The organism is Micromonospora sp. NPDC005205 (assembly GCF_040608275.1).
GTDB lineage: Bacteria > Actinomycetota > Actinomycetes > Mycobacteriales > Micromonosporaceae > Micromonospora.
Window position 1 is genome coordinate 88833 of sequence record NZ_JBEXHV010000001.1, and the last position, 22086, is coordinate 110918.

The window sequence follows — 22086 nt, forward strand, 5'->3', positions numbered from 1 at the left end:
GTGGCCGCGTGGGAGCGGGACAACGGTCGTCAGCACCCGTACCAGGGGCTTTGAGGGGCTCGTCCGTCTCGGGGATGATCGTGGGTCCGCCTGTTGCCGGAGGGCGGAACTGGTGATCGGCGGATAACGTCGGCGCATGACTGTTGAGCACCCCGCGCTCGCACTGCGTGGCCTGGCCAAGCGGTTCGACGGCACGATCGCGGTGGCCGGCGTCGACCTGGACGTCCCCGCCGGCTCCTTCTACGGCCTGCTCGGCCCGAACGGCGCCGGCAAGACGACCACGCTGTCGATGGCTGTCGGGCTGTTGCGACCGGACGCCGGCTCTGCCTGGGTGCTCGGGCACGACGTCTGGCAGGACCCGGTCACCGCCAAGCGGCTGCTCGGCGTGATGCCCGACGGGGTCCGGTTGTTCGACCGGCTGACCGGGGCGGAGCTTCTGGCGTACAACGGTCTGTTGCGGGGGATGGACCCGGCGGTGGTCGACCAGCGGGCCGCCGAGCTGCTGGACGTGCTGGCGCTCGGCGACGCCGGTCGCACGCTGGTGGTGGACTACTCGGCGGGCATGAAGAAGAAGATCGGGCTGGCCTGCGCGCTGCTGCACGGTCCTCGGGTGCTCGTGTTGGACGAGCCGTTCGAGGCTGTCGACCCGGTGTCCGCGGCGCTGATCCGGGACATCCTCACCCGGTACGCGGCCGGTGGCGGCACCGTGGTGTTCTCCAGTCACGTCATGGAGGTCGTCGAGCGGCTGTGCTCGCACGTGGCGATCCTCGCCCAGGGCGTCATCAAGCGGGTCGGGACCATCGACGAGGTCCGCGGCGGTCGCTCGTTGGAGCAGGTCTTCGTCGAGGTGGTCGGCGGGCGCACCGCTACCGGCGAGGAGCTGTCGTGGCTCTCCCAGTGAGCGCGGACGCCACCCCCGCCGCGCCGCTACGGTCGGTCTCCGCTCGACACTTCGTACGGCTCAAGCTGCGGGTGATGGGCAACAACTTCCGGGGGCAGGGCTGGCGGATCGCCCTGTTCATCGGCGGCGCGTTGCTCGGGCTCTGGTTCGCGGCCAGCGGGTTCTTCCTCTTCGCCGCGCCGGGCCTGGCCGGCAACGGCCGGTACGCGGTGCTGGTCGCGGCGGCCGGCGGCGGGCTGCTGGTGCTCGGTTGGCTGCTCCTGCCACTTGTCTTCTTCGGCGTGGACGAGACACTCGATCCAGCCCGGTTCGCGCTGCTGCCACTGCCCCGGCGCACGTTGGTGACCGGCCTGTTCGCGGCGGCTCTGGTCAGCGTGCCGGTGCTTGCGGTGCTCCTCGCGACGTCCGGGCTGGTGCTGACCGCCTGGTCGTTGGGTGGCTGGTCGGCGGGGTTGGTCGCTGCCGTGGGTGTGCTCGCCGGGCTGCTGCTCTGTGTTGCGGCGAGCCGTGCGGTGACCAGCGCGTTCGCCACCATGCTGCGGTCCCGACGGGTCCGCGACCTGGCAGCCGTGCTGCTGGCGGTGACGGCGGCGCTGCTCGGCCCTCTCCAGGTCATCGGCCTCGCCGCGCTACGGGAGGCGGACTGGAGCCGGTTGAGCGGTGTGGCGACCGTGATCGGTTGGACGCCGTTGGGCGCTCCGTGGACCCTCGGCATCGACGTGGCCCAGGGGCGGGTCTGGGCGGCACCGGTCAAGTTGCTGATCACTGTGGTGGCGCTCGGTGGCCTGCTGGCCTGGTGGTCCCGGTCGCTCGAGTCAGCGATGGTGGGCGCGGCGAGCGGCGGTAAGGCACCGGTTCGACGCGGGGTCGCGGGTGGCGCGGTCGCCCAACTGTTCCCCCGGGCCGCTGGCTGGGCCCGCCGGGACCGGTTCGGTGCCCTGGTCGCCCGGGAGGCCCGTTACTGGTGGCGGGACGCGCGCCGCCGCGCCAACCTGATCTCGATCGCGGTGGTCGGCATCTTCGTGCCCGTCTTCGTCAACGTCACCGGCGGCGACTTCGCTGCCATGGACAGCGGGGGGTTGACGGCGGCTGCCAACGACAGCTCACCGGTCGTGGTCACCATTTCCATGGTTCTCGTGGGTGTGCTGGCCGCCGCCACCCTGGCCAACCAGTTCGGTTTCGACGGCAGCGCGTACGCCGCGAACGTGGTGGCCGGCGTACCCGGCCGGGTCGAGCTGCGGGCGAGGATGACGGCCTTCTCGCTGTACGTGCTGCCGATGCTGGCGTTCGTGTCGGTGGTGCTGTCGGTGCTGCTCAGTCGACCCGGGTGGATCGGGCTCACCTTCGGTAGCCTGGTCGCCACCTACGGCGTCGGGCTGGCGGTGAACAGCCTGGTCTCGGTGCTCGGGGCGTACTCACTGCCGGAGACCAGCAACCCGTTCGCGATGAACAGCGGAGCGGGCCTCACGAAGGGGCTGCTCACCCTGCTGAGCATGCTCGCCTCGGCGGTCGCCGCGGTGCCGATGGTGGTGGCCGCCGCGCTGCTCGGTGACGCGTGGCTCTGGCTGGCCCTGCCGGTCGGCGCGGCGTACGGGCTGGGCGCGGCGCTGCTGGGCGCGTACCTGGCCGGCGACGTGCTGGACCGCCGCCAGCCGGAACTGCTGGCCACTGTCACCCCGCGCCGTTAACCGACGCGGCGGCCAGCCCTCTGGCCAGCGTCGGCGAGAAACCCACGCCAGGCGGCCGGAGCGAAGGTGAGGACCGGGCCGGAGCGATCCTTGCTGTCCCGGACCAGCACGACACCAGGCAGGTTGTCCGCGACCTCAACGCAGTTGCCGCCGGAGTCAGTCGACCGAGCGGAGGTGCGCCATCGGGGTTCGTTGATCGTCATGGGGTCACCTTCAGCTTCCGGATCAGATCCATCGAGGCGCTTGTGGACAGCGCCTCGCCGAGCAGGCTATCCCATTTGCGATCAATCAACCGGAGTGTCTCCGGGTCGTCCATGACGTGTCCGCGAGCGGCATTCTCCAGGTAGAGCACTCTGTCTCCGTCTGGCAGATCGGCGAACACGAAGCCACCTCCAAAGCCGACATGCTCCCCGACGCTCAGGGGAATGACGTGCAGTCGGGCGGACGGAAGGTCCGCCACCTCAAGCAGTCGGCCGAGTTGGGCGTTGAGCACGGCGTGACCACCCACCGGACGGTGGAGGCCCATCTCGTCCACCAGGAACACGCACGTCGGCGGCGCACTACGGGACAGCAGCAGTTGGCGCTCCAGACGAACCGCGACAAGCTCGTCAACCACCGCGGGCGGATGCAGCCCACCCGCCGAGATGACGGCGCGGGCGTACTCCTCGGTCTGAAGGAGGCCTGGCACAAGACACGCCTCGAAGGCACGCAGGCGCGTCGCCCGCTGTTCGTATCCGCGCCAGGGAACGAACCAGGATGGGCCATATTCCTGGTCCGCAGCCTTGAGGAGTTCGGCGAGGAGGCCGCCGGTGGCGAGGGCCTCGTCGGCCGCCACAGCGAATTCCATCGTCGGGCGGCGTCGGCCGGTCTCGATGGCCGCGACAGTGGATGGGCTCCACCTGGTGAGCGTCGCCAACGCCTCCTGGGACACCTCAGCACCGGCGCGGGCGGCCTTCAACGCCCGTACCCACATTTCGACGTTCATCCTTACCTCTCCGGTAAGTACGTGACTGCGCTGCGTAGTAAGCCCTGGCATCCTCCCCTGTCCACGCCTTGCCGTCCAGGGTGGAGGGCACGCGGCCCGGCCGGTGGAGGCGACGTCCCGGCGACCGGGTCCTGCGTTCGGGCCGCCCCGGTCGTCCCCCGGCCGGGGCGGCCCTCGTCGACGGGAGGAGATCAGCCATGTTCGGGTTCATCCGGGGCAGCAACGGGGCGCTGTGGTCGTACCGGAAAAGGAAGGTGGCCGCGCCGGCGGCCGTGCCGGGCGCGACCGGATCGGAGCGGTCGGCAGGCCCGCCGAACCGACCACCCGCGTGGGCTGACGGGCCGACGGTGGCCCTGCCGCGACCCGGCCGGGCCGGTTGGCTGACCCCGGCGCAGACCTGGCGGGCGAACGGCGGGCGCTGGTGAACCCCGCAGCCCAGCAGCCGGATCGGGCCGCGAACCAGGCAGGCGACCGGACGGCGCGCCGCACCAGGGATCGGTGTCTCACCGCGAGCGTGATGTCTGTGAGGCATCAATATGACTCGCAGACATCACGGTCATTCGGGCATTGCCCTCCGCCGAGCGGACCGCGCCGCGGCCGGGCGACCCCACCGCCCCGGACGGCCGGAGAGCCGCGGTGAGCCGGCCGCACCTGCCGATGCGGCCGCTCTGGCGGTGCCGTGGGTGTGGCGCGCTCTGGCCGTGCCAGCCGGCGCGGCTGGCGCTGCTGGCCGAGTACCGGGACGACCGGGTGGGGTTGCTGGTCTACCTGGGCGCGCTCATGACGGAGGCGGGCGATCAGCTCGCCCGGCTCAACGGGCGGCCCGCCGACCTGCACGAGCGCTTCCTTGGTTGGGCGAGGGCCCGGGGCGGCACAATGTTTCACGTGAATCATGAGCCGGGTGCCGAGATCCACCACACCGATCCGTTCGCGGTGCCGACCGGGCAACGGTCGCCGGTACGCCGGCTGCGTGGTCGCCTCGCCGCACCGGTGACCCTCTGGACGGCGCCCGGTCCGGCCGGGCTGACCGTCTCGTCCACCCTGGTGGCCGAGGGGGAACCCGACCGGCTGCTCGGGCTGATCGACCCGGAGTCCGACCTCTGGGCATCGGCCGAGGAGTCGGGTCGGTTCGCTGTCACGCCGCTCGGCCCGCCACACCGGCAGCTCGCCGACCGGTTCGCCGGCCTCTTCCCCGCCCCGGGCGGGCTCTTCGCCACGGGCGCGTGGAACGAGACGCCGTACGGGCCGGTTCCGGCGGACGCCGGCGGCTGGGCCGGGTGCCGGCTGGACACCGCCCGGGAGTACGGCTGGGGCCTGCTGGTCGAGGCCACCATCGAGGCTGTCGACCTGACCGGGGAGGCCACCCCGCTGCTGCACTACCGGGGTCGTTACCACGAGCTGCCGATCTGAACGGACGCCTCACACGGGCGACCGATCACCGCAGTGACCTGAGTCACTTGGCGCAGCCAGCCAACCGCTCGGCGCACTCGCCGACCGGCGTCGATCTCAGCCTTCCCTGCCGGGGAGTGCGCTCTCTACGGTGCGCGAAACTCCTCTGACGCCTGTGAAGGTGGTGATCCACAGATGTCCACGGACACACCCGCTCCGGCCGCTTCCCAGTCGGACAAGTACCTGGCCGTACAACGGTCGGACGAGTTCGCCGGGCTGCGGCGTGCGCTGCGCGGCTTCGTCTTCCCGATGACCGTCGCGTTCTTCCTGTGGTATGCGCTCTACGTCATTCTCTCCGCGTACGCCCGGGACTTCATGGGCACGAAGCTGTTCGGCAGCAACATCAACGTCGCACTGGTCTTCGGCCTGCTCCAGTTCGTCTCCACGTTCGTGATCGCCTGGCTCTACTCCCGGTACGCGGACCGGAAGATCGACCCCATCGCGGACCGGATCCGCGCCGAGATCGGGGAGGTGACCCGTGAAGACGGTTCACGCGGTTGAGTCGTTCCTCGCGGCTGAGGCGGGCAATCACACCGCCCGCAACCTGACCATCACGCTCTTCCTGGTCTTCGTGGCGGTGACCCTGGGCATCACCATCTGGGCCAGCCGGCAGACCAAGACGGCTACCGACTTCTACGCGGGCGGCCGGTCCTTCTCCGGTTTCCAGAACGGCATGGCGATCGGCGGCGACTACATGTCGGCCGCTTCGTTCCTCGGCATCGCCGGCATCATCGCGTTGTACGGCTACGACGGCTTCCTCTACTCGATCGGCTTCCTGGTCGCCTGGCTGGTGGCCCTGCTGCTGGTCGCGGAGCTGCTGCGCAACTCGGGCCGGTACACGATGGCGGACGTGCTGGCCTTCCGGATGCGTCAGCGTCCGGTGCGTACCGCGGCTGCGGTCTCCACCATCACGGTGTCGATCTTCTACCTGCTCGCGCAGATGGTGGGCGCCGGCGCGCTGGTCGCGCTGCTGCTCGGCATCCGGCCGGGGACGACCTTCCTCGGCATGGACGCGGCCACCGCCAAGGTGGCCACCATCATCATGGTCGGCACCCTGATGATCATCTACGTGACCGTGGGTGGCATGAAGGGCACCACCTACGTACAGATCGTCAAGGCGTTCCTGCTCATGGGCGGCGCGCTGTTGATGACCATCCTGGTGCTGGCGAAGTTCAACTTCAACCTGTCGGAGCTGCTCGGCCAGGCGGCCGCCGCATCCGGCAAGGGCAGCGCGTTCCTCGAACCCGGGCTCCGGTACGGCGTCGAGGTCGCCGGCAACTCGACCCAGACGTTCTACAACAAGGTCGACCTGCTGTCCCTGGGCATCGCCCTGGTGCTCGGCACCGCCGGTCTGCCGCACATCCTGATCCGCTTCTACACGGTGCCGACCGCGAAGGCGGCCCGTAAGAGCGTGCTCTGGGCGATCGGCATCATCGGCACCTTCTACCTGCTCACCCTGGCCCTCGGCTTCGGTGCGGCGGCGCTGGTCGGCAGCCAGGCGATCACGGCACAGGACAAGGCCGGCAATACCGCCGCGCCACAGTTGGCCGAAGCGCTCGGCATCGACTTCTTCGGCGGCGAACTGGGCGGGGCAGCACTGCTGGCGATCATCGCAGCGGTCGCCTTCGCCACCATCCTCGCGGTGGTCGCCGGGTTGACGCTGGCCTCGTCGTCCAGCCTGGCGCACGACTTCTACGCGAACGTGCTGAAGAAGGGTGAGGCGTCGGAGCGGCAGGAGGTGCGGGTCGCCCGGATCTCCGCCCTGGGAATCGGCGCGGTGTCGATCGCCCTGTCGATCTACGCGCAGAACCTCAACGTGGCGTTCCTGGTGGCGCTGGCCTTCGCGGTCGCCGCCTCGGGCAACCTGCCGGCGATCCTCTACAGCCTGTTCTGGCGGCGGTTCAACACCTCCGGCGCGGTGTGGTCGATCTACGGCGGGCTGATCTCGGCCGTGCTGCTGGTGTTCTTCTCGCCGGTGGTCTCCGGTGCGGCGACCTCGATGTTCCCGGACCACGACTGGCAGTGGTTCCCGCTGTCCAACCCGGGCATCCTCTCCATCCCGTTCGGTTTCCTCTGCGGGTGGATCGGCACTGTCATCTCCAAGGAGCACGACGAGGACAAGTACGCGGAGCTGGAGGTGCGCGCCCTCACCGGCGCAGGCGCCCACTGATCACGGCACCTGTCGAGGGGTCCCCTGTTGACGTCCCACGTCAACAGGGGACCCCTTCGGCGAATTCGGCGGTCGGTAGGCTGAGCCGTATGAAGGTTGCTGAGCGCTTTGGTTCCGATCACCGCGTCCTCGTCACCGGCGGAGCTGGCTTCGTCCCGTCACACCTGGTGGACGCCCTGATCGCCCGAGGCTGCACGGTGGTGGCGCTGGACAACTTCGTGACCGGCTCCAAGGAGAACGTCGCCCACCTGCTGGACCGGCCGACCTTCACCCTCGTCGAAGCGGACATCTCCGACGGTCTACCGACCCACCACCCGGCGCTGGCCGAGCGGTTCGACGCGATCCTGCACATGGCCTCTCCAGCCAGCCCCACCGACTTCGCCCAACTGCCGGTGGAGATCCTCCGGGTCGGCTCGGTCGGCACCCTGCACCTGCTGGAGCGCGCTGTCGCCGACGGCGCCCGGTTCCTGATGGCCTCCACCTCCGAGGCGTACGGAGACCCGAAGGAGCACCCGCAGCGGGAGACCTACTGGGGCAACGTCAACCCGATCGGGGTCCGCAGCGTCTACGACGAGGCCAAGCGCTTCTCCGAGGCCGCGACGATGGCGTACCACCGCTACCGCGGGCTCGACGCGGCGATCGTCCGGATCTTCAACACGTACGGCCCGCGGATGCGCCCGGACGACGGCCGCGCCATCCCCACCTTCATCTCCCAGGCGCTGCGCGGCGAGCCGATCACCGTGCACGGCACCGGCAACCAGACCCGGTCGATCTGCTTCGTCGAGGATCTGGTGCGCGGCATCCTGCTGCTGCTCGACTCGACCGAGACGGGCCCGGTCAACTGCGGCACCGAGCACGAGCTGACCATGCGGCAACTCGCTGAGTTGATCGTGTCGCTCTCCGACAGCACCTCGAAGGTGACCTATGTCACCCGCAGCTCGGATGACCCGGAGATGCGCCGCCCGGATCTGACGCTCGCTCGCGAGCTGCTCGGATACGAGCCGTCGGTCGCGCCCGAAGATGGCCTGCGACGCACGATCGAGTACTTCCGGTCGCGGCTAGGGTAACCGGATTTCCGCGTAGCGCCTGCCGCTGAGTGTCGCCTGAAGGCGGCAGTGGCTCCCGCTACGTACCCTGATTTACATGTCCGCGACCTCGTCTGCCGGCGTCCCGCATCCGTACCTGCACCGCAGCGCCGGGCGCGCATCGGTGCCCGGCCCCGATCGGGGCGCCTCCGGGCGCGCCCGTCCGACCGAGGCGCGCTTCTACCCGTCGTACGACGAGGAACAGCCCCGGTCCGGCGGCCCGGCGGGGCCCACCGGGCCTGGCGGCCCGGGTGGCACCGGCGGGTCAGGACGGCGCGGCCCACGACCGCGTTGGGGCCGGATCGCCCTGGTGGCCGGGGCCGCGGTGCTGGTGCTGGCGCTGCTCGGCAGCGTCGGCGCCTGGTTGTACGCCCGCAACCTCAACAGTGACCTGGCCCGCACCGACCCGTTCGCGGAGATCACCGGTGGTCGGCCCGCCAAGACCGTCGATGGCGCGCTGAACATCCTGCTGGTCGGCAGCGACTCACGGGACCCGGACGCACCGGTCGACAGCAAGAGTCAGTGGCGCGCCGACACGATCATCGTCATGCACATTCCCGCCGACCACCAGGAGGCCTACCTGGTCTCCATCCCCCGGGACCTGTACGTGCCGATCCCGGAGAGCGCCGGCGCGGACTGCAGCTCCGGTTCGCGCGCGAAGATCAACGCAGCGTTCGCGTTCGGTGGGCTGCCGCTGGCGGTCCGCACCGTGGAGTGCTTCACCGACGTTCGGATCGACCACGTGATGGCGATCGACTTCGGCGGCTTCAAGGAGGTCACCGATGCTCTCGGCGGGGTGGACCTGAAGGTGGAGCGCACCATCACCTCGATCCACAAGCCGTACCGGACCTTCACCAAGGGCACCAACCACATGGACGGCGCGGAGGCCCTGGACTGGATCCGGCAGCGCAAGCAGTTCCCGGACGGTGACTTCGCCCGGATGCGGCACCAGCAGGAGTTCCTCCGGGCCCTGATGGACAAGGCGGCCAGCACCGGCACGCTGGCGAACCCGAAGAAGCTGAACGATTTCCTCAAATCGGTGACCGCGGCCGTAACCGTCGACCAGACTTTCTCGGTTACAGACATGGCGCTTCAGTTCCGTAACCTGCGCGGCCAGAACCTCACCTTTGTGACCAGCCCGAACTCGGGCAGCGACACGATCAACGGCGAGTCGGTGGTGGTGTCGGACCGGGAGAAGGCGCTCGCGATGTACCAGGCCATGTCCGCCGACACGATGGCCGACTGGGTCAAGGCGAACCCGCCGAAGAGCAACGACGGGGGCTGAGCGCGGCCCGGCTGGCACCACCCGTTCGGGTCATCGAGCGGCGACGATCGACTGAGTCTGCAAAATTCGACGTCCGGATTGACCCGGGATGAACTCGCCAAGTCGATTTGATGTACGTACAGTGGTGCCGCCCCCTCCTGATCACGAGCTGGAGCACGAATGCCGGTTCAGGCCAGTCGTCGCCCTTCTTCCTCCGGGTCCGCCGCCCCCAGCGGCCGAGTCGCTGCGGCCATACCCGCGCAGGCGCGCCCCTCGGGAGGCGGGCCGGGCTCGCGTCCGCCGGGTAGCGGCGGTGGTGGCGGTGGCGGCGACCGCCCGGGTGGCGGTGGGTCGAAGAAGCGGACCAAGCGCAAGGACCCGCTCTGGGCCAGGCTGACCGTCGTCTTCGGTGCCGTGCTGATGCTGAGCAGCGGGGTGGCCATCGTCGGCAGCAAGGCGTTGATCGGGCAGGCCACCGGCGGCATCGCGAAGGGCAACCTGCTGGGTGATGCCGGCAAGTCCGACGCCGAGGGCGGTGCGAGCCTGGACGGCCCGATCGACATGCTGCTGCTCGGCGTGGACGCGCGGGAGCGCTGGGCCGCCGACGACGTGCGTTCGGACAGCATCATCGTCCTGCACATCCCGGCCACGCACGACCAGGCGTACCTGATCTCGATCCCCCGGGACACCGAGGCGCAGATCCCGGCGTTCAAGAAGAGCGGCTACGGCGGCGGTTCCGGCAAGATCAACGCCGCGTTCCAGGCCGGTGCCGCCAACGGTGGCGGCTGGGAGGGTGGCGCCCAGCTGATGGCCCAGACGATCAAGCGGCTCACCGGGATCAGCTTCGACGGCGCGGCGATCATCAACTTCGGTGGCTTCAAGAACGTCATCGACACCCTGGGCACGGTGCGGATCTGTGTCAGCCAGGAGGTCAAGTCGCTGCACATGTCGTACGTCGACGGCAAGCCGATGTGGAACGCGGACGCCAAGAAGACCGGCAAGCAGCGGACCCCGGTGGTGCACAAGAAGGGCTGCCAGGAGATGGAGGGTTGGGCCGCGCTCGACTACTCCCGCCAGCGCAAGTCCCTCAAGAACGGCGACTACGACCGGCAGGCCAACCAGCAGCAGCTGATCAAGGCGATGGCGAAGAAGGCCACCGAGGGCGGGATGTTGTCCAACCCGGCCAAGATGAACAACCTGATCAAGGCGGCGGGCAAGGCGTTCGTGCTGGACACCGGCGGCGTGCCGATCGAGGACTTCATCTTCACGATGCGCGGGGTCACCGGCAACGAGCTGACCATGCTCAAGACCAACAACGGCACCTTCAACGCCAACAACAACAACACCGAGGGTCTGAACGAAGAGACCCTGGCGATGTTCCAGGCGGTCAAGCAGGACAAACTCGCCGAGTTCGTCTTCACCCACCCCGAGGTGATCTCCACCCGCAAGTGAGGCCGGGAGTCGCGGAAAGCCAGCGACGACCTCCTCACCGCCCGTAGCCTGACGTGAACGGGTTTCACGTATCGGCTGCGGGGAGGCGGTCACGTCCAGGTGGGGACGGAACGCAGCGGGCCGGGCCGGAGCAGCCCCGTCCGCCCGGTCGCCCCGCGCCCGTTGGCCGCGGATCCTGCTCGGCATCGGCCTGGCCCTCGTCCTGCTGGCGGGGCTCGCCGTGGCCGGGCTCAAGACGCTCAGCCACCGCTACGACCGCACGGTGACCAAGGAGCAACTGCTCGACGCCGACGCCCGCACGGGGCGCACCGACCTGGACGGGCCGCTCAACTACCTCCTGGTCGGCTCCGACCGGCGCCCGGGCGAGAGCGGCCCCGACCAGCGCTCGGACACCATCCTCATCGTGCACGTCCCCGCCGGGCAACGGGAGGCGTACCTGGTCTCCATCCCGCGTGACCTGCTGGTCACCATCCCGCCCGCGAACGGCTTCGGCGGCGGTCAAGACAAGATCAATGCCGCGTACGAGCACGGCGGCGGCGGGCAGGCCGGCGCCCAACTGCTCTCCGCCACCCTGCACCGGCTCACCGGCATCCGGTTCGACGGCGCCGCGCTGATCGACTTCTCCGGCTTCCGGAAGGTCATCGACCTGCTCGGCGGGGTGGAGATGTGCGTGGACACCGAGGTCCGCTCGATCCACACCAACCGGGTCTTCCCCACCGGCTGCCAGCAGATGGACGGCGCGCAGGCGCTCGACTACGTCCGACAGCGCTACGACCTGCCCGGCGGTGACTACGACCGGCAGCACCACCAGCAGCAGCTGCTCAGGGCGATGTTGGACAGCGCCGGCAGGGCGGACCTGCGGAGCAACCCCGTCAAACTGGACCAGGTGCTCCGGGCGGTCGGCGGCTCGTTGACCGTCGACACCAACGGCGTACCCCTGGAGGATCTGCTCCTCGCGCTGCGCGCGCTGCCGCCCGACGGGATGCGCGGCGTTCAGGTGCCCTCCTCGCCGCAGACCATCGACGAGGTCTCGTACGTGGTGCTGGACAACGGCGGCAACGGGCTGTTCGAGGCGCTGCGTGACACCCGGGTGCCGGCCTGGGCGCAGGCCAATCCCCGCTGGGTGACCCGGTTGTGACGGTGCCGACGGCCCGGTCGGTGTCGAACCGGGCCACGAGGATCTAGTGTTGCTTCCTGTGTTTGGACCCCAGGTTCCCACGGTGCCCGTGACCGAGATCGCCGACGAGACCTACCTGCTGGATGTGCGGGAGGACGACGAGTGGGCGGCCGGCCACGCGCCCACCGCTCACCACCTGCCGATGATGCAGCTGCCGGCCCGGCTGGCCGAGGTGCCCACCGACCGGGAGGTGGCGGTCGTCTGCCGTTCCGGTGGGCGTTCCGCCCAGGTCGTCGCCTACCTGATCAACAACGGTTGGGAGCAGGTGCGCAACGCCGACGGCGGGATGCGCCAGTGGGCTGCCGTCGGCCGACCGGTGGTCGACGCGAACGGGCAGCCCGGCCAGGTCATCTGAGGCCGGCGCAATGGGCGGGCCACTGGTCTTCGCGCACCGCGGCGCCTCGTTCGACCTACCCGAGCACACACTCGCCGCGTACCTGCGCGCCCTCGACGAGGGCGCCGACGGCCTGGAGTGCGACGTCCGGCTGACCCGGGACGGGCACCTGGTCTGTGTGCACGACCGACGACTGGACCGCACCAGCAACGGTCGCGGTCTGGTCAGCGCGCGTACGCTCGCCGAACTGGACGCCCTGGACTTCGGCTCGTGGCACCCGGGCGGCGCCCCGGACGGTGATCTGCCGCCTGACGAGTCACACACCCGGCTGCTGACCCTGGCCCGGCTCCTGGACGCGGTGCTCGCCGCCGGGCGGCCGGTCCGACTGCTGGTGGAGACGAAGCACCCCTCCCGCTACGGCTCGAACGTGGAACGGCGGCTGGTCAGCCTGCTGCGCCGGTACGGGCTCGCCGACCCCGCGCCGGACGACCCGGTGCAGGTGACAGTCATGTCGTTCTCCCCGCTGGCGGTCCGTCGGGTGCGCGAGCTGGCCCCGACGCTGCCCACAGTGCTGTTGCTGGAGGTGCTGCCGCGCTGGCTGCGGTTGGGTCGGCTGCCGTTCGGCACCCGGATCGCCGGGCCGGGCATCGGCCTGGTCCGGACCCGCCCGCAGTTGCTGCCCGCGCTACGCGCCGCTGGCAACCAGGTGTACGTCTGGACGATCAACGAGCCGACCGACCTGGAGCTGGCGCTGGCCGCCGGGGTGGACGGGATCATCACCGACCGGCCCGCGTACGCCCTCGCCCGGCTGGACCGCTGACCCATCGACCGGGCGGGGGTGCCCAAAACCGGGTCGGCGGGGCAGACTCGGCACATGCCGGAGCGTATCGATTTCCCCGCTCTCCTCGCCGGCCACACCGTCGTGATCGAGATGATCAACTCTGGGGACGCGGGCCTGCCGGTCCTCACCCAACTGCTCCGGGTGGCCCAGCCGGCGCTCGGCGCGACCGGGATGGCGTTCGTCGAGTTCGGTCCCACCGGCGGTCGCGTCATCGCCGCGACCGGCGCGGCGGAATGGGCCCTGGGCCGACCACTGGCGGTCGACGACCCGGACACCGTCTGCCTGCTCACCGGACCACGGGTACGACAGGCGCGGGTGAGTGACCTCAACGGCAAGCTGGCCGCCGAACTGGCCGGCAGCGGCCTGCGCCGGATGGTGGTCTCCCGGGCCGAGATCGGCGGTCACACCGTCGGCAGCCTGCACGCGCTCTACCCGGGCGACGACGAGCCGGGCGCCGAGCAGCAGGGGGTGATCGCCTATCTCGCCTCCTGCGTCGGGCACATGTACGGCGACCAGAGTGGCCTGCCGGTGCACGGCGACGGCCCGGTGGTGGCGGCCCTCGCCGACGGGCTGGCCGTCGTCGACCGGGACGGGCACGTCCGGCTCTGGAACCCGGCCGCCGCCCAGGTCACCGGCCGGACGGTCGAGCAGTCGCTGAGCCGCCCGTTGCCGTTCCCGCTGCCACCCTCCGGGCAGGTTCGGGACCACCGGATGCCGGACGGCCGCTGGCTGCGGATCACCTCCGGCGACCTGCCCGGCCCGGGAACGTTACGGGTGGTCACCTTCCGCGACATCACCGACCAGCAGCGCCGCGACCACGACCGCGAACTGTTCGTCGCGGTGACCAGCCACGAGCTGCGCACCCCGGTCACCGTCATCAAGGGGTACGCGGACACCCTCACCGACCACTGGGAGTCGCTGACCGACGTCGACCGACGGCAGGCGGCCCGGGTGATCGGGCAACGCGCCAACGAGCTGGCCCGGCTGGTCGACCGTCTGCTCAGCTCGGCGGCCGAGGTGGGGCCGGGCGACGACCCTCCCACCCCGTTCGACCTCGGTGAGGCGCTGCGCTCCGCCGTCGTCGACCTGCCGGCTGAGCTGCGCCGCCGGCTGGTGCTCCGCCTTCCGAGCGACCTGCCCAAGGCGCTCGGTCACCGGCCCAGCCTGGCCACGGTGCTGACCGAGTTGACGACGAACGCCGGTAAGTACTCGGCACCTGATTCTCCCATCGAGATCACCGCCTCGGGCGACGGTCATCTGGTGGCGTTCCGGGTCAGCGACCAGGGCATCGGCATCAGACCCGAGCACGTGGAACGGGCGTTCGACAGGTTCTGGCAGGGCGAGTCCGGCGACCGGCGCGGCTATCCCGGAGCCGGGCTCGGGCTCTATCTCGTCCGCCGAATCGTTGAACAACAGAATGGATGGGTATCCCTACGTCCGAGGGCCGGCGGCGGTACGGTCGCAGAGGTGCGGCTACCGCGCGGTTGACCAGGGGTGGCGCGACGTGGAGGCGACGGTGGCAGCGGCAACGAGGGATCGGGCCTGGTGCGTGGTGGTTCCTCACCACCCGGGCGGGGCACGGCTGGCCCGACACCGGCTCGCCGCCGAGCTGACTGATGTCGTACCCCCGACGATCCTCGCGGACCTGATCGCTGTGCTCGCGGAGCTGGTGGGCAACGCGGTGCGGCACGCCAGACCGCTGCCCGGCGACGTCATCAGGGTTGCCTGGCAACTGCGGCCGTCGGCCGAGGGCACACTGATCCAGCTTCGGGTCACCGACGGCGGCAGCGCGAGCACCGGGCCACGGCTCCGGACGGCCAGCCCGGATGCGGCGGACGGGCGCGGCCTGCACATCGTGGCCGGCCTGGCGACCCGTTGGGGCGTCGAGCAGGATGGCATGGGCCAGCGCGTCTGGGCGGAGTTCGACAGGGTGCCGACACCCCGACCCGACCTGGTGCCGGCGGGCTGAGGACGACTCGGGCGGGTCCCGGTCACGGCGAGCCGCTCGAAGCTCTAGGCTGTGACGCCGTGAGTAAGCGTCGAAAGAGCCAGCGCGCCGCCGCCGACACCACCCCTCGTCGCGACAAGGTGCGGGACGTCTTCGTGCCGCGTCCGTTCGACGGGCTGGTCGACGAGTCCGAGTGGATCGCGCTGCGCGAGTTGGTGCCCGCCGCCTCCGCCCCGCTGCGGCTGGCGCCCGCCCTGGTCGAGGAATTCGGCGACCGGACGGCGACGCTCGCCACGGTGCTGCCCATGGCCGCCCCGGCGATCACCAAGCCGGACGGACGGGTGCTGATCGGCCTCCAGCGCCACCAGCAGTCCGGTGACGTGTCGCGGGATCTGGCCGACGCGTTGCTCAGCGCGCTGCGCGCCGAGCCGGGTGGCCAGGTGGCGGTGGCGCCACTGCCCGGCCCCGGGCCCCGGCTGCAGGACATCCTCGTGGACGGTCCGCTGGACATCACCATGCACGACGGTTTCGACTTCTGGCTCGACCCCGGGGCCGCCGACGACCCGACCGTCCAGGCGTCGCTGGAGCGGGCGAACGCGGCCATCTACCCAACGGTCCGGCTGACCGCGGCGAAGGCCGCGTACTGGTGTCAGGTCCCGGAGAAGGCCCACGTGCGCTGGGTGCTGCCGGACGACGAGGACGCCGCCCTGGACGCGCTGGCCCGACTCGGCGCGGCCGGCACGTTGACGCTCGGCGAGCAGACCAAGTTCGCCGGCATGTTCCGCGCGCACGGTCGACTCGTGCCGGTCTGGGACCTGCCGGAGGAGACCCCGGCCGCCGAGTGGGAGGAGCCGGTGGCGCAGTTCGCCAAGCGGTACGCCGAGGCGCTCACCGTCACCGACCCACTCGACGCCGCCGGCCGCCGGGCCCGTCAGGGGCTGCTCGGCCGTCAGCTCACCCTGCGCTGAGCCGGGGACGACAGCGCCCCGCGCGGCGGGCGCTGTCGTCCACTCAGCGGGGCGGCGGCTGCGCCCGTCGCGTGCTCAGCCGGCGACGGGTAGCGGGTCCCGGGTGATCGGGCAGGACATGCAGCGCGGTCCGCCCCGACCGGAGCCCAACTCGGAGCCGGCGATCGGGATCACCTCGATGCCGGCCCGCTCCAGTTGGGCGTTGGTCGCCGTGTTGCGCTCGTAGCCGACGCAGAGCCGGGGGGCCAGCGCGAGGGTGTTGTTGCCGTCGTCCCACTGCTCGCGTTCCGCGGTGACCGGATCCAGGCCGGTGTCGATGACCCGGAGCAGGTCGAGGTCCATCGCGTCGGCGGCGGCCCGCAGGAACGGTGCCGGCCCGTCCACCCGCGGGTCCTCGCCGTCCCCGCCGGAGATCACCGTGTACGCGGACAGCGTGCTGGCGATGTTGGGGTACATCAGGACGGCGTCCACGTCGACCATCGTGCACACGGTGTCCAGGTGCATCGTGGCGCGCTTCTGGGCGATCGGCACCACCAGGATGGTGTGGGCCAGGCCGGCGGCGAAGACCTGCCGACCGAGGCGTTCCGCTCCGGCCGGTGTCGTCCGCTCGCCCACCCCGACCGCCAGTACGCCGGGCGCGAGCAGCAGCACGTCCCCGCCCTCCAGGTGCTCGAGGGTGGGGCGGTAGACGAACTCGGTGCCGGCGAACCGGGGGTGGTGGCGGTAGATGGCGTCGGTCAGGGTGGTCTCGCGGCGGCGGGCCGGCATGGCCAGGCTGGTGACGCCGACCCGGTCGCCGATCCACAGCGACGAGTCGCGGGTGAAGAGCAGGTTGGGCAACGGGTCGATGACGAAGTCGTGTCGGTCCATCAGCGTGTAGACCAGCCCACCGGGCCGCTCCGAGCTGATCCGCAACTCCTCGTGGGCCAGCCCGGCGGTGAGCACGTCGGCCAGCGCGGCCGGGTCCAGGTAGGAGAGGTGGTCGGCGACGCGGGCGCGCAGCGTGTCGCCGAGCCGCCGGGAGCGCAGCACCTGTTCGGTGAGTTCGGCCCGGGCGTCCGCGACGGCCAGCGTCTCGGCCAGCAGGGTGGCCAGGTAGAGCACCTCGACGCCGCGTTCGCGCAGGGCGGCGGCGAACGCGTCGTGCTCCTCCTGGGCGCGCTCCACCCAGGGGATCGCGTCGAACAGGAGCGAGTCGTTGTTGCGCGGGGTGAGCCGGGCCAGTTCGGGGCCGGGCCGGTGCAGCAGTACGGTGCCGAGCCGGCCGACTTCACTGTCGACGTAGTGGGTCACTCCCGCAGCGTAGGGCAGGGTTTAGCGGCATCCGAGAAAAGAACTGTGGATGAATATGGCATTCATCCACAGTCACTCCGGCGCTCCGGCTTGCAGAACACCGGTAGTGGCAACGTAGGGTAGTGAGGACATAACTTCGAGGGACCTTTTGCCGGAGGTCGCGATGACTGTCTTTCCCGCACGACGAGCCGTACCGTCCGCTCGGGCACTGCCGCCCGTCGCGGTGCCACATCCCCGCGTCGAGGCGCCGGGGGTTCTCGAACCGGTCCGTCCGACACCGCTCGAATGGGCCCGCCGCCGTCGTGCTGAGCGGGGTGCACGCCGCCTGGAGGCGGCCGGGGCACGGGCGTTGGGCCAACTCGACCACCTCGGGCCGTCCTGGCACGTGATCGAGTGGCCGCGCACCGACGTGACAGACGTCCTCGACCACGGTCAGGACGATCGAGCCGGGTTCCTCGCCATCGGGCCGAGTGGCCTCTTCGCCGTGACCATCGCCGACCATGGCCGGGCCCGGGTGCTCGTCGCCGGAGACGTGGTGCAGATCAACGGCAAGCGACCTCCGTACGTGGCCGAGTCCCGCCGGGACGCCAAGCGGGCCAGCAAGGCCCTCTCCGAGGCGGTGGGGCTTCCCGTACCGGTGACACCGGTGCTGACCTTCGTCGGTTCGGGCGTGATCAGCGTCTACGGCCTTCCGAAGGACTGTCTGATGGCCACCCACCGGGAACTGGACCGGCTGCTCGTGGCCGGCGGCAGCCGGATCAGCCCCGCCACCGCCGAGAAGCTTTCCCGGGTCGCGCAGCACCCGGGCACCTGGCTGAACGGCACGTACCGTCCAACCGCCGACTACCGGTGGTACGACGAGGGCCGAACGGCCGCTGACAAGCCGGCCCACCGCCGGTAACGTCACCGGCGACGCCACGCGGCTCCGGTCCCCCCGTTCACCTCACCGGTTTCCGCGCCGTCACCGGTCGCTGCGGTTCACGCTGCGCGCCCCGGTGACCCGGTGCGCTCGGTGATTCCGTCGGCGACCCGCTAGCGTGGACAGTCGATCGGTGCACATAGGAGGCGCGGTGGCCCACGTCGAACTTTCGCTCTCGGAAGCGTTCGTGCCGGCGGTGCGGGCCTCGACAGAGCCGGAGTCCGACAATGTCGGCCAATGGTCGTCGACAGTCTCCCGGGCCGACGAGCCGTGCCTGCTGATCGACGCCGACACCCGGGTGGTGGCGATCTCCACGGCCGGTTGCGAGCTGCTCTGCCTCGGCGAGCCGGCCGGGCTGATCGGTCGACCGTTGCTCGATGGCGGGCTGCGCCTGCTCGACTTCACCGCCAACCGGGGCGAGCTGACCGAAGCCGAGATCGACAAGATTCCGCCCCTGCTGGCGCTCTCCTCCGGCCGACTCGCCCGGGGGCTACTCAGGGTGCAGGCCGCCTCCGCGAACAGCTCCGACGCGACAGTTGACGCGATCTCCACCCCGGTGCTCACCGACGGCACCGTCACTGGCTCACTCACCTTCTTCTCCGAGGTCTGACCTGCGGCGCAGTGTGCCCTTCGCCGCACGCGGCGTTGCCGGGGCGGGGTTGCACGAAGGCCGTAGGGTGCCCTCATGCTCGATATCGCTCTGCTGCCGGGGGAATACGCTGTGTGCCGGCTGGCTCCCGGCAACACAGTGCCGTACGCGCTGTCGAGCGGGCTGCGCGGCGCGGACGTGGTGACCGTGAGCTGGACCTCCGACGGGATCTCCGTGATCTGCCCGACCGAGCGGGCGCCGGCACAGGCCGTGGTGGAGACGACCTGGCGCTGCCTACGGGTCACTGCCCCGGTGACGCTGGCCGGCACCGGCAGTCTGGCCGCGCTGGTCGACCCGCTCGCCGAGGCCCGGGTCAGTGCCGTCACGTTCTCCACGTTCGACACCGACTATCTGCTGGTGCCGACCGTCCGGTTGACCGAGGGCACGGCCGCGCTCCAGCGCGCCGGGCATCGCGTCACCGGCTGACCTTCACCCGACCGGCCGCTCACCCTACGATGGGCTCGGCCACCCCGGCCGCGACGAATTCTCCGATGTCCCGAGGATCGGCCCGTGCCGTTCACCCCGCCCCCGCCCGCGTCCCCCGCACCGCGGTCGACGATCCACCCCGCACCGGCGGCTCCTGGCCGGCCAGTCGATCGCGTTCCGGCGCGGAGCCTCGCCCGAGTCCTGCCGATGGCGCTCGCCGTCGCGGCGCTGGCCGGCTGTGGCGCCCCACCCGGGCTGGGGGAGCCGACCAGCGTTCCCACCCACACCGCAGCCCCGACACCGTCCGCCCCGAGCACCGCACCGGCCACCCCGCCGACCACCGCCCCGTCTCTCGGCACTGTCACGCCCACCCCGGACGCCGGATTGGTCGCGACGGCCTGCCGCAACGGGCCGACCGGCCAGCGGGTGCTGCAACTGTTGCGCGGCAGGGCCGGAGTGCTGCCGGCGAACGTCCGGGTCCAGGTCCGCACCGGTCCGCTCTGCGCCGGCGACTGGCAGTTCACAGTGCTGACGGTGACCGGGCACGAGGAACTCCAGGTGATCACCCGGGGCGAGCCCGGTTCCCCGGTGCTGGTCACCGCCGGCACTGACGTCTGCACCATCGAGGTACGCGCCACCGGCCCGGCCGGGATTCGCGCCCTCGCCTGCGACGCCGGCCCGGCCAACGGGCCGGGTGCGTAGGCTGATCGGCATGCCGGGAACACCGCCGACACGTTTCGTCTTCCTCGGGCCGGAAGGCACCTTCGCCGAGCAGGCCCTGCGCTCGATACCCGCCGCCGAGCGCGGCGCCCGTACGCCCGCTCGCAGCGTCGGAGAGGCGCTGGACAGCGTCCGCGCCGGCGACGCCGACGCCGCCCTGGTGCCACTGGAGAACTCGATCGGCGGGGCGGTGGGCGTCACGCTGGACGAGATGGCCGAGGGCGAGCCGCTGGTGATCACCCGGGAGGTGATCCTGTCAGTGGAGTTCGTGCTCGCCGCACGGCCCGACACCCCGCTGACCTCGATCCGCACCGTGGCGGCCCATCCACAGGCGTCCACCCAGTGCCGGGGCTGGTTGCGCAACCACCTGCCCGACGCCGTGGTGGTCGACGTGCTCTCCAACGGCGCGGCGGCCGCCGGCGCCGGCACGGGCGAGTACGACGCGGCGATCTGCGCACCGATCGGAGCCGCCCGGCACCGACTCACCACCCTCGCCGACAAGATCGCCGACCACCCCGACGCGGTGACCCGGTTCGCGCTGGTGTCCCGCCCCGGGCCGCCACCCCCGCCGACCGGTGACGACCTCACCTCGCTCGCGGTCTTCATCGCCCACGACCGGGTCGGCGCGCTGCTGTCCGTGCTGATGGAGTTGGCCGTCCGTGGGGTCAACCTGACCCGGATCGAATCCCGGCCGACCGGCGAGGCGTTGGGCCGCTACGTCTTCTTCCTGGACTGCACCGGCCACGTGGCCGACGTCCGCCTGGGCGAGGCGTTGCAGGGGCTCCGCAGGGTCTGTGCCGACGTCCGCTTCCTGGGCTCCTACCCCCGGCACCGGTGGGCCGAGGCGGGCGAACGCCCGGTGCCCGCGCCGGCGGGCCTCTCCGACGTCGACTACGCCGACGCGGCGGCCTGGTTGGCCCGCCTGCGTACCGGCGAGTTGACCTGACCGGCGCAGAGCGCCCCCGAGGGAACGGGAACGCCCGCGCCGCCGCGGTCAGCTCTACGGATCAGGTGCGCGTCGCGCGACTGTCGATCAGCTCAGCAGACCGCCGAGCAGACCGCCCTCCTGCTGCTGCTGGCCACTGCCCATGACCGGTGGCTCCTCGGACGGCTGCACCACCACGAAGCCCTGACCGGCGAAGCTCATCGTGAACGACTCACCGGTGCGGCGCCCCAGCAGAGTGCCGAGGCCGAGCTGCTCGGCCCGGTGGTAGCCGGTCTGGAGGTTGGCCGACCAGCAGACCGCAGCCTGTGGGTCGACGTACGTCGGAGCGTCCACGTTCAGCACGACCGGGGTGCCCTTGGTGGTGATGGCGATCCGCCCGTAGCCGCTGAACACACAGTTGAAGAGGCCGGACGAGGACGCCATCCCGGCGCCGCCGACCATCCTGATGTCGTACTGGAGGGTGGAGTCGAAGGCGAGCACGCTGCTGCCGTTGATGGAGAGGGCGTCGCCCGGCTCCAGGTCGATGATGTGCACGTCCTTGGCCAGCTCGGCGAGGAAGACGTCACCCTGCCCGGTGACCTTCATCAGCGGGACGCCCTCGCCGGTGAGCTTCTGCTTGAGGAACTTGCCGAGCCCACCTGAACCCAACGCCTGGAACTGCACATTCCCCTGGTAGGCGACCATCGACCCGACCCGGGCCATCGCCTCGCCGTTGAGCTCGATCTTCAACATCTTGGAGTTCTGCAACCGCATGCCGGGCTGCGCGGACTCCTTCTCCAGGTTCTCCGCGGAGAACAGCTCGCTGCGCATGAAAGGGCCTCCTGAATAGGGTCGCGTTCGCTGCACCGACGGTAGGCGACCTCGGCAAGCA

The 22086-nt window shown here is 70.8% G+C and carries 24 protein-coding genes; 20 read left to right on the forward strand and 4 right to left on the reverse strand.

Features of this window, described 5'->3' with window-relative positions:
- The first annotated feature begins 136 nt into the window (after positions 1 to 136).
- Both ABZU43_RS00430 and ABZU43_RS00435 read left to right on the forward strand, forming a co-directional pair.
- Complete coding sequence (locus ABZU43_RS00430) at positions 137 to 901, forward strand: ABC transporter ATP-binding protein (protein ID WP_203119014.1); 765 nt, start codon at positions 137 to 139, stop codon at positions 899 to 901.
- The gene (locus ABZU43_RS00435; protein ID WP_355005154.1) at positions 898 to 2589 is read left to right on the forward strand and encodes an ABC transporter permease; all 1692 of its coding nucleotides are present in this window, start codon (positions 898 to 900) and stop codon (positions 2587 to 2589) included. Before ABZU43_RS00430 ends, ABZU43_RS00435 begins: the two co-directional genes overlap by 4 nt.
- Here the strand turns inward: ABZU43_RS00435 and ABZU43_RS00440 are convergent.
- Entirely contained in the window at positions 2586 to 2792 is a 207-nt protein-coding gene (locus ABZU43_RS00440) for a DUF397 domain-containing protein (RefSeq protein WP_355004468.1), read from the reverse strand. The genes ABZU43_RS00435 and ABZU43_RS00440 overlap by 4 nt on opposite strands.
- Positions 2789 to 3574 carry a helix-turn-helix transcriptional regulator gene (locus ABZU43_RS00445; RefSeq protein WP_355004469.1) on the reverse strand — a complete coding sequence of 262 codons (786 nt, stop codon included), beginning with the start codon at positions 3572 to 3574 and terminating at the stop codon, positions 2789 to 2791. Before ABZU43_RS00445 ends, ABZU43_RS00440 begins: the two co-directional genes overlap by 4 nt.
- Before the next feature lie 197 nt (positions 3575 to 3771).
- On the opposite strand from ABZU43_RS00445, the gene ABZU43_RS00450 reads away from it, so the two are divergent.
- From ABZU43_RS00450 to ABZU43_RS00510, 13 genes are all read left to right on the forward strand, one after another.
- Positions 3772 to 3999, forward strand: a complete 228-nt coding sequence (locus tag ABZU43_RS00450; RefSeq protein WP_355004470.1) for a hypothetical protein — start codon at positions 3772 to 3774, stop codon at positions 3997 to 3999.
- Between the two features lie 232 nt (positions 4000 to 4231).
- Complete coding sequence (locus ABZU43_RS00455; protein ID WP_355005155.1) at positions 4232 to 4984, forward strand: flavin reductase family protein; 753 nt, start codon at positions 4232 to 4234, stop codon at positions 4982 to 4984.
- 174 nt (positions 4985 to 5158) lie between these two features.
- Entirely contained in the window at positions 5159 to 5524 is a 366-nt protein-coding gene (locus tag ABZU43_RS00460) for a DUF485 domain-containing protein (RefSeq protein WP_355004471.1), read from the forward strand.
- Complete coding sequence (locus ABZU43_RS00465) at positions 5502 to 7193, forward strand: cation acetate symporter (protein ID WP_355004472.1); 1692 nt, start codon at positions 5502 to 5504, stop codon at positions 7191 to 7193. Before ABZU43_RS00460 ends, ABZU43_RS00465 begins: the two co-directional genes overlap by 23 nt.
- Before the next feature lie 89 nt (positions 7194 to 7282).
- Positions 7283 to 8260 (forward strand): NAD-dependent epimerase/dehydratase family protein, encoded by a 978-nt coding sequence (locus tag ABZU43_RS00470; RefSeq protein ID WP_091396807.1) that lies wholly within the window; start codon positions 7283 to 7285, stop codon positions 8258 to 8260.
- 76 nt (positions 8261 to 8336) lie between these two features.
- Positions 8337 to 9563: an LCP family protein gene (locus ABZU43_RS00475; protein ID WP_355004473.1), complete on the forward strand. Its 1227-nt coding sequence runs from the start codon at positions 8337 to 8339 to the stop codon at positions 9561 to 9563.
- Positions 9564 to 9722: 159 nt separating this feature from the next.
- Complete coding sequence (locus tag ABZU43_RS00480; RefSeq protein WP_355004474.1) at positions 9723 to 10994, forward strand: LCP family protein; 1272 nt, start codon at positions 9723 to 9725, stop codon at positions 10992 to 10994.
- Between the two features lie 220 nt (positions 10995 to 11214).
- A complete protein-coding gene (locus ABZU43_RS00485; protein ID WP_355004475.1) occupies positions 11215 to 12132 on the forward strand; it encodes an LCP family protein in 918 nt (305 codons plus the stop codon).
- A 58-nt stretch (positions 12133 to 12190) separates the two neighbouring features.
- Positions 12191 to 12526 carry a rhodanese-like domain-containing protein gene (locus ABZU43_RS00490; protein WP_030331693.1) on the forward strand — a complete coding sequence of 112 codons (336 nt, stop codon included), beginning with the start codon at positions 12191 to 12193 and terminating at the stop codon, positions 12524 to 12526.
- Positions 12527 to 12536: 10 nt separating this feature from the next.
- Positions 12537 to 13325 (forward strand): glycerophosphodiester phosphodiesterase family protein, encoded by a 789-nt coding sequence (locus ABZU43_RS00495; RefSeq protein WP_355004476.1) that lies wholly within the window; start codon positions 12537 to 12539, stop codon positions 13323 to 13325.
- 54 nt (positions 13326 to 13379) lie between these two features.
- Positions 13380 to 14834 (forward strand): PAS domain-containing sensor histidine kinase, encoded by a 1455-nt coding sequence (locus tag ABZU43_RS00500; protein ID WP_355004477.1) that lies wholly within the window; start codon positions 13380 to 13382, stop codon positions 14832 to 14834.
- Positions 14835 to 14895: 61 nt separating this feature from the next.
- Positions 14896 to 15315: an ATP-binding protein gene (locus tag ABZU43_RS00505; protein WP_355005156.1), complete on the forward strand. Its 420-nt coding sequence runs from the start codon at positions 14896 to 14898 to the stop codon at positions 15313 to 15315.
- Between the two features lie 59 nt (positions 15316 to 15374).
- Entirely contained in the window at positions 15375 to 16262 is an 888-nt protein-coding gene (locus ABZU43_RS00510) for a DUF5926 family protein (RefSeq protein WP_355004478.1), read from the forward strand.
- 75 nt (positions 16263 to 16337) lie between these two features.
- On the opposite strand, the gene ABZU43_RS00515 is transcribed toward ABZU43_RS00510, so the two are convergent.
- Positions 16338 to 17555: an arginine deiminase gene (locus tag ABZU43_RS00515; protein ID WP_355004479.1), complete on the reverse strand. Its 1218-nt coding sequence runs from the start codon at positions 17553 to 17555 to the stop codon at positions 16338 to 16340.
- A gap of 163 nt (positions 17556 to 17718) precedes the next feature.
- Here ABZU43_RS00515 and ABZU43_RS00520 point away from each other — a divergent pair, with 163 nt between their 5' ends.
- The 5 genes from ABZU43_RS00520 to pheA all read left to right on the forward strand — a co-directional run bounded on the left by ABZU43_RS00520 (position 17719) and on the right by pheA (position 21215).
- A complete protein-coding gene (locus ABZU43_RS00520; RefSeq protein ID WP_355004480.1) occupies positions 17719 to 18456 on the forward strand; it encodes a hypothetical protein in 738 nt (245 codons plus the stop codon).
- Between the two features lie 169 nt (positions 18457 to 18625).
- Complete coding sequence (locus tag ABZU43_RS00525; RefSeq protein WP_355004481.1) at positions 18626 to 19084, forward strand: hypothetical protein; 459 nt, start codon at positions 18626 to 18628, stop codon at positions 19082 to 19084.
- A 75-nt stretch (positions 19085 to 19159) separates the two neighbouring features.
- Positions 19160 to 19549, forward strand: a complete 390-nt coding sequence (locus ABZU43_RS00530) for an ACT domain-containing protein (protein WP_355004482.1) — start codon at positions 19160 to 19162, stop codon at positions 19547 to 19549.
- Positions 19550 to 19756: 207 nt separating this feature from the next.
- The gene (locus ABZU43_RS00535) at positions 19757 to 20251 is read left to right on the forward strand and encodes a hypothetical protein (RefSeq protein ID WP_355004483.1); all 495 of its coding nucleotides are present in this window, start codon (positions 19757 to 19759) and stop codon (positions 20249 to 20251) included.
- Positions 20252 to 20261: 10 nt separating this feature from the next.
- Positions 20262 to 21215, forward strand: coding sequence for a prephenate dehydratase (gene pheA / locus ABZU43_RS00540; protein ID WP_355004484.1), 954 nt, complete (start codon positions 20262 to 20264; stop codon positions 21213 to 21215).
- A gap of 87 nt (positions 21216 to 21302) precedes the next feature.
- Here the strand turns inward: pheA and ABZU43_RS00545 are convergent, their stop codons facing one another.
- Positions 21303 to 22025 carry an AIM24 family protein gene (locus tag ABZU43_RS00545; RefSeq protein ID WP_354969821.1) on the reverse strand — a complete coding sequence of 241 codons (723 nt, stop codon included), beginning with the start codon at positions 22023 to 22025 and terminating at the stop codon, positions 21303 to 21305.
- Positions 22026 to 22086 lie beyond the last annotated feature (61 nt).

Coding starts and splice junctions, on each gene's coding strand:
- ABZU43_RS00430 (WP_203119014.1), top strand. CDS start 137: ATGACTGTTGAGCACCCCGCGCTCGCACTGCGTGGCCTGGCCAAGCGG.
- ABZU43_RS00440 (WP_355004468.1), bottom strand. CDS start 2,792: ATGACGATCAACGAACCCCGATGGCGCACCTCCGCTCGGTCGACTGAC.
- ABZU43_RS00445 (WP_355004469.1), bottom strand. CDS start 3,574: ATGAACGTCGAAATGTGGGTACGGGCGTTGAAGGCCGCCCGCGCCGGT.
- ABZU43_RS00450 (WP_355004470.1), top strand. CDS start 3,772: ATGTTCGGGTTCATCCGGGGCAGCAACGGGGCGCTGTGGTCGTACCGG.
- ABZU43_RS00455 (WP_355005155.1), top strand. CDS start 4,232: ATGCGGCCGCTCTGGCGGTGCCGTGGGTGTGGCGCGCTCTGGCCGTGC.
- ABZU43_RS00460 (WP_355004471.1), top strand. CDS start 5,159: ATGTCCACGGACACACCCGCTCCGGCCGCTTCCCAGTCGGACAAGTAC.
- ABZU43_RS00470 (WP_091396807.1), top strand. CDS start 7,283: ATGAAGGTTGCTGAGCGCTTTGGTTCCGATCACCGCGTCCTCGTCACC.
- ABZU43_RS00475 (WP_355004473.1), top strand. CDS start 8,337: ATGTCCGCGACCTCGTCTGCCGGCGTCCCGCATCCGTACCTGCACCGC.
- ABZU43_RS00480 (WP_355004474.1), top strand. CDS start 9,723: ATGCCGGTTCAGGCCAGTCGTCGCCCTTCTTCCTCCGGGTCCGCCGCC.
- ABZU43_RS00495 (WP_355004476.1), top strand. CDS start 12,537: ATGGGCGGGCCACTGGTCTTCGCGCACCGCGGCGCCTCGTTCGACCTA.
- ABZU43_RS00500 (WP_355004477.1), top strand. CDS start 13,380: ATGCCGGAGCGTATCGATTTCCCCGCTCTCCTCGCCGGCCACACCGTC.
- ABZU43_RS00520 (WP_355004480.1), top strand. CDS start 17,719: ATGACTGTCTTTCCCGCACGACGAGCCGTACCGTCCGCTCGGGCACTG.
- ABZU43_RS00530 (WP_355004482.1), top strand. CDS start 19,160: ATGCTCGATATCGCTCTGCTGCCGGGGGAATACGCTGTGTGCCGGCTG.
- ABZU43_RS00535 (WP_355004483.1), top strand. CDS start 19,757: ATGGCGCTCGCCGTCGCGGCGCTGGCCGGCTGTGGCGCCCCACCCGGG.
- pheA (WP_355004484.1), top strand. CDS start 20,262: ATGCCGGGAACACCGCCGACACGTTTCGTCTTCCTCGGGCCGGAAGGC.
- ABZU43_RS00545 (WP_354969821.1), bottom strand. CDS start 22,025: ATGCGCAGCGAGCTGTTCTCCGCGGAGAACCTGGAGAAGGAGTCCGCG.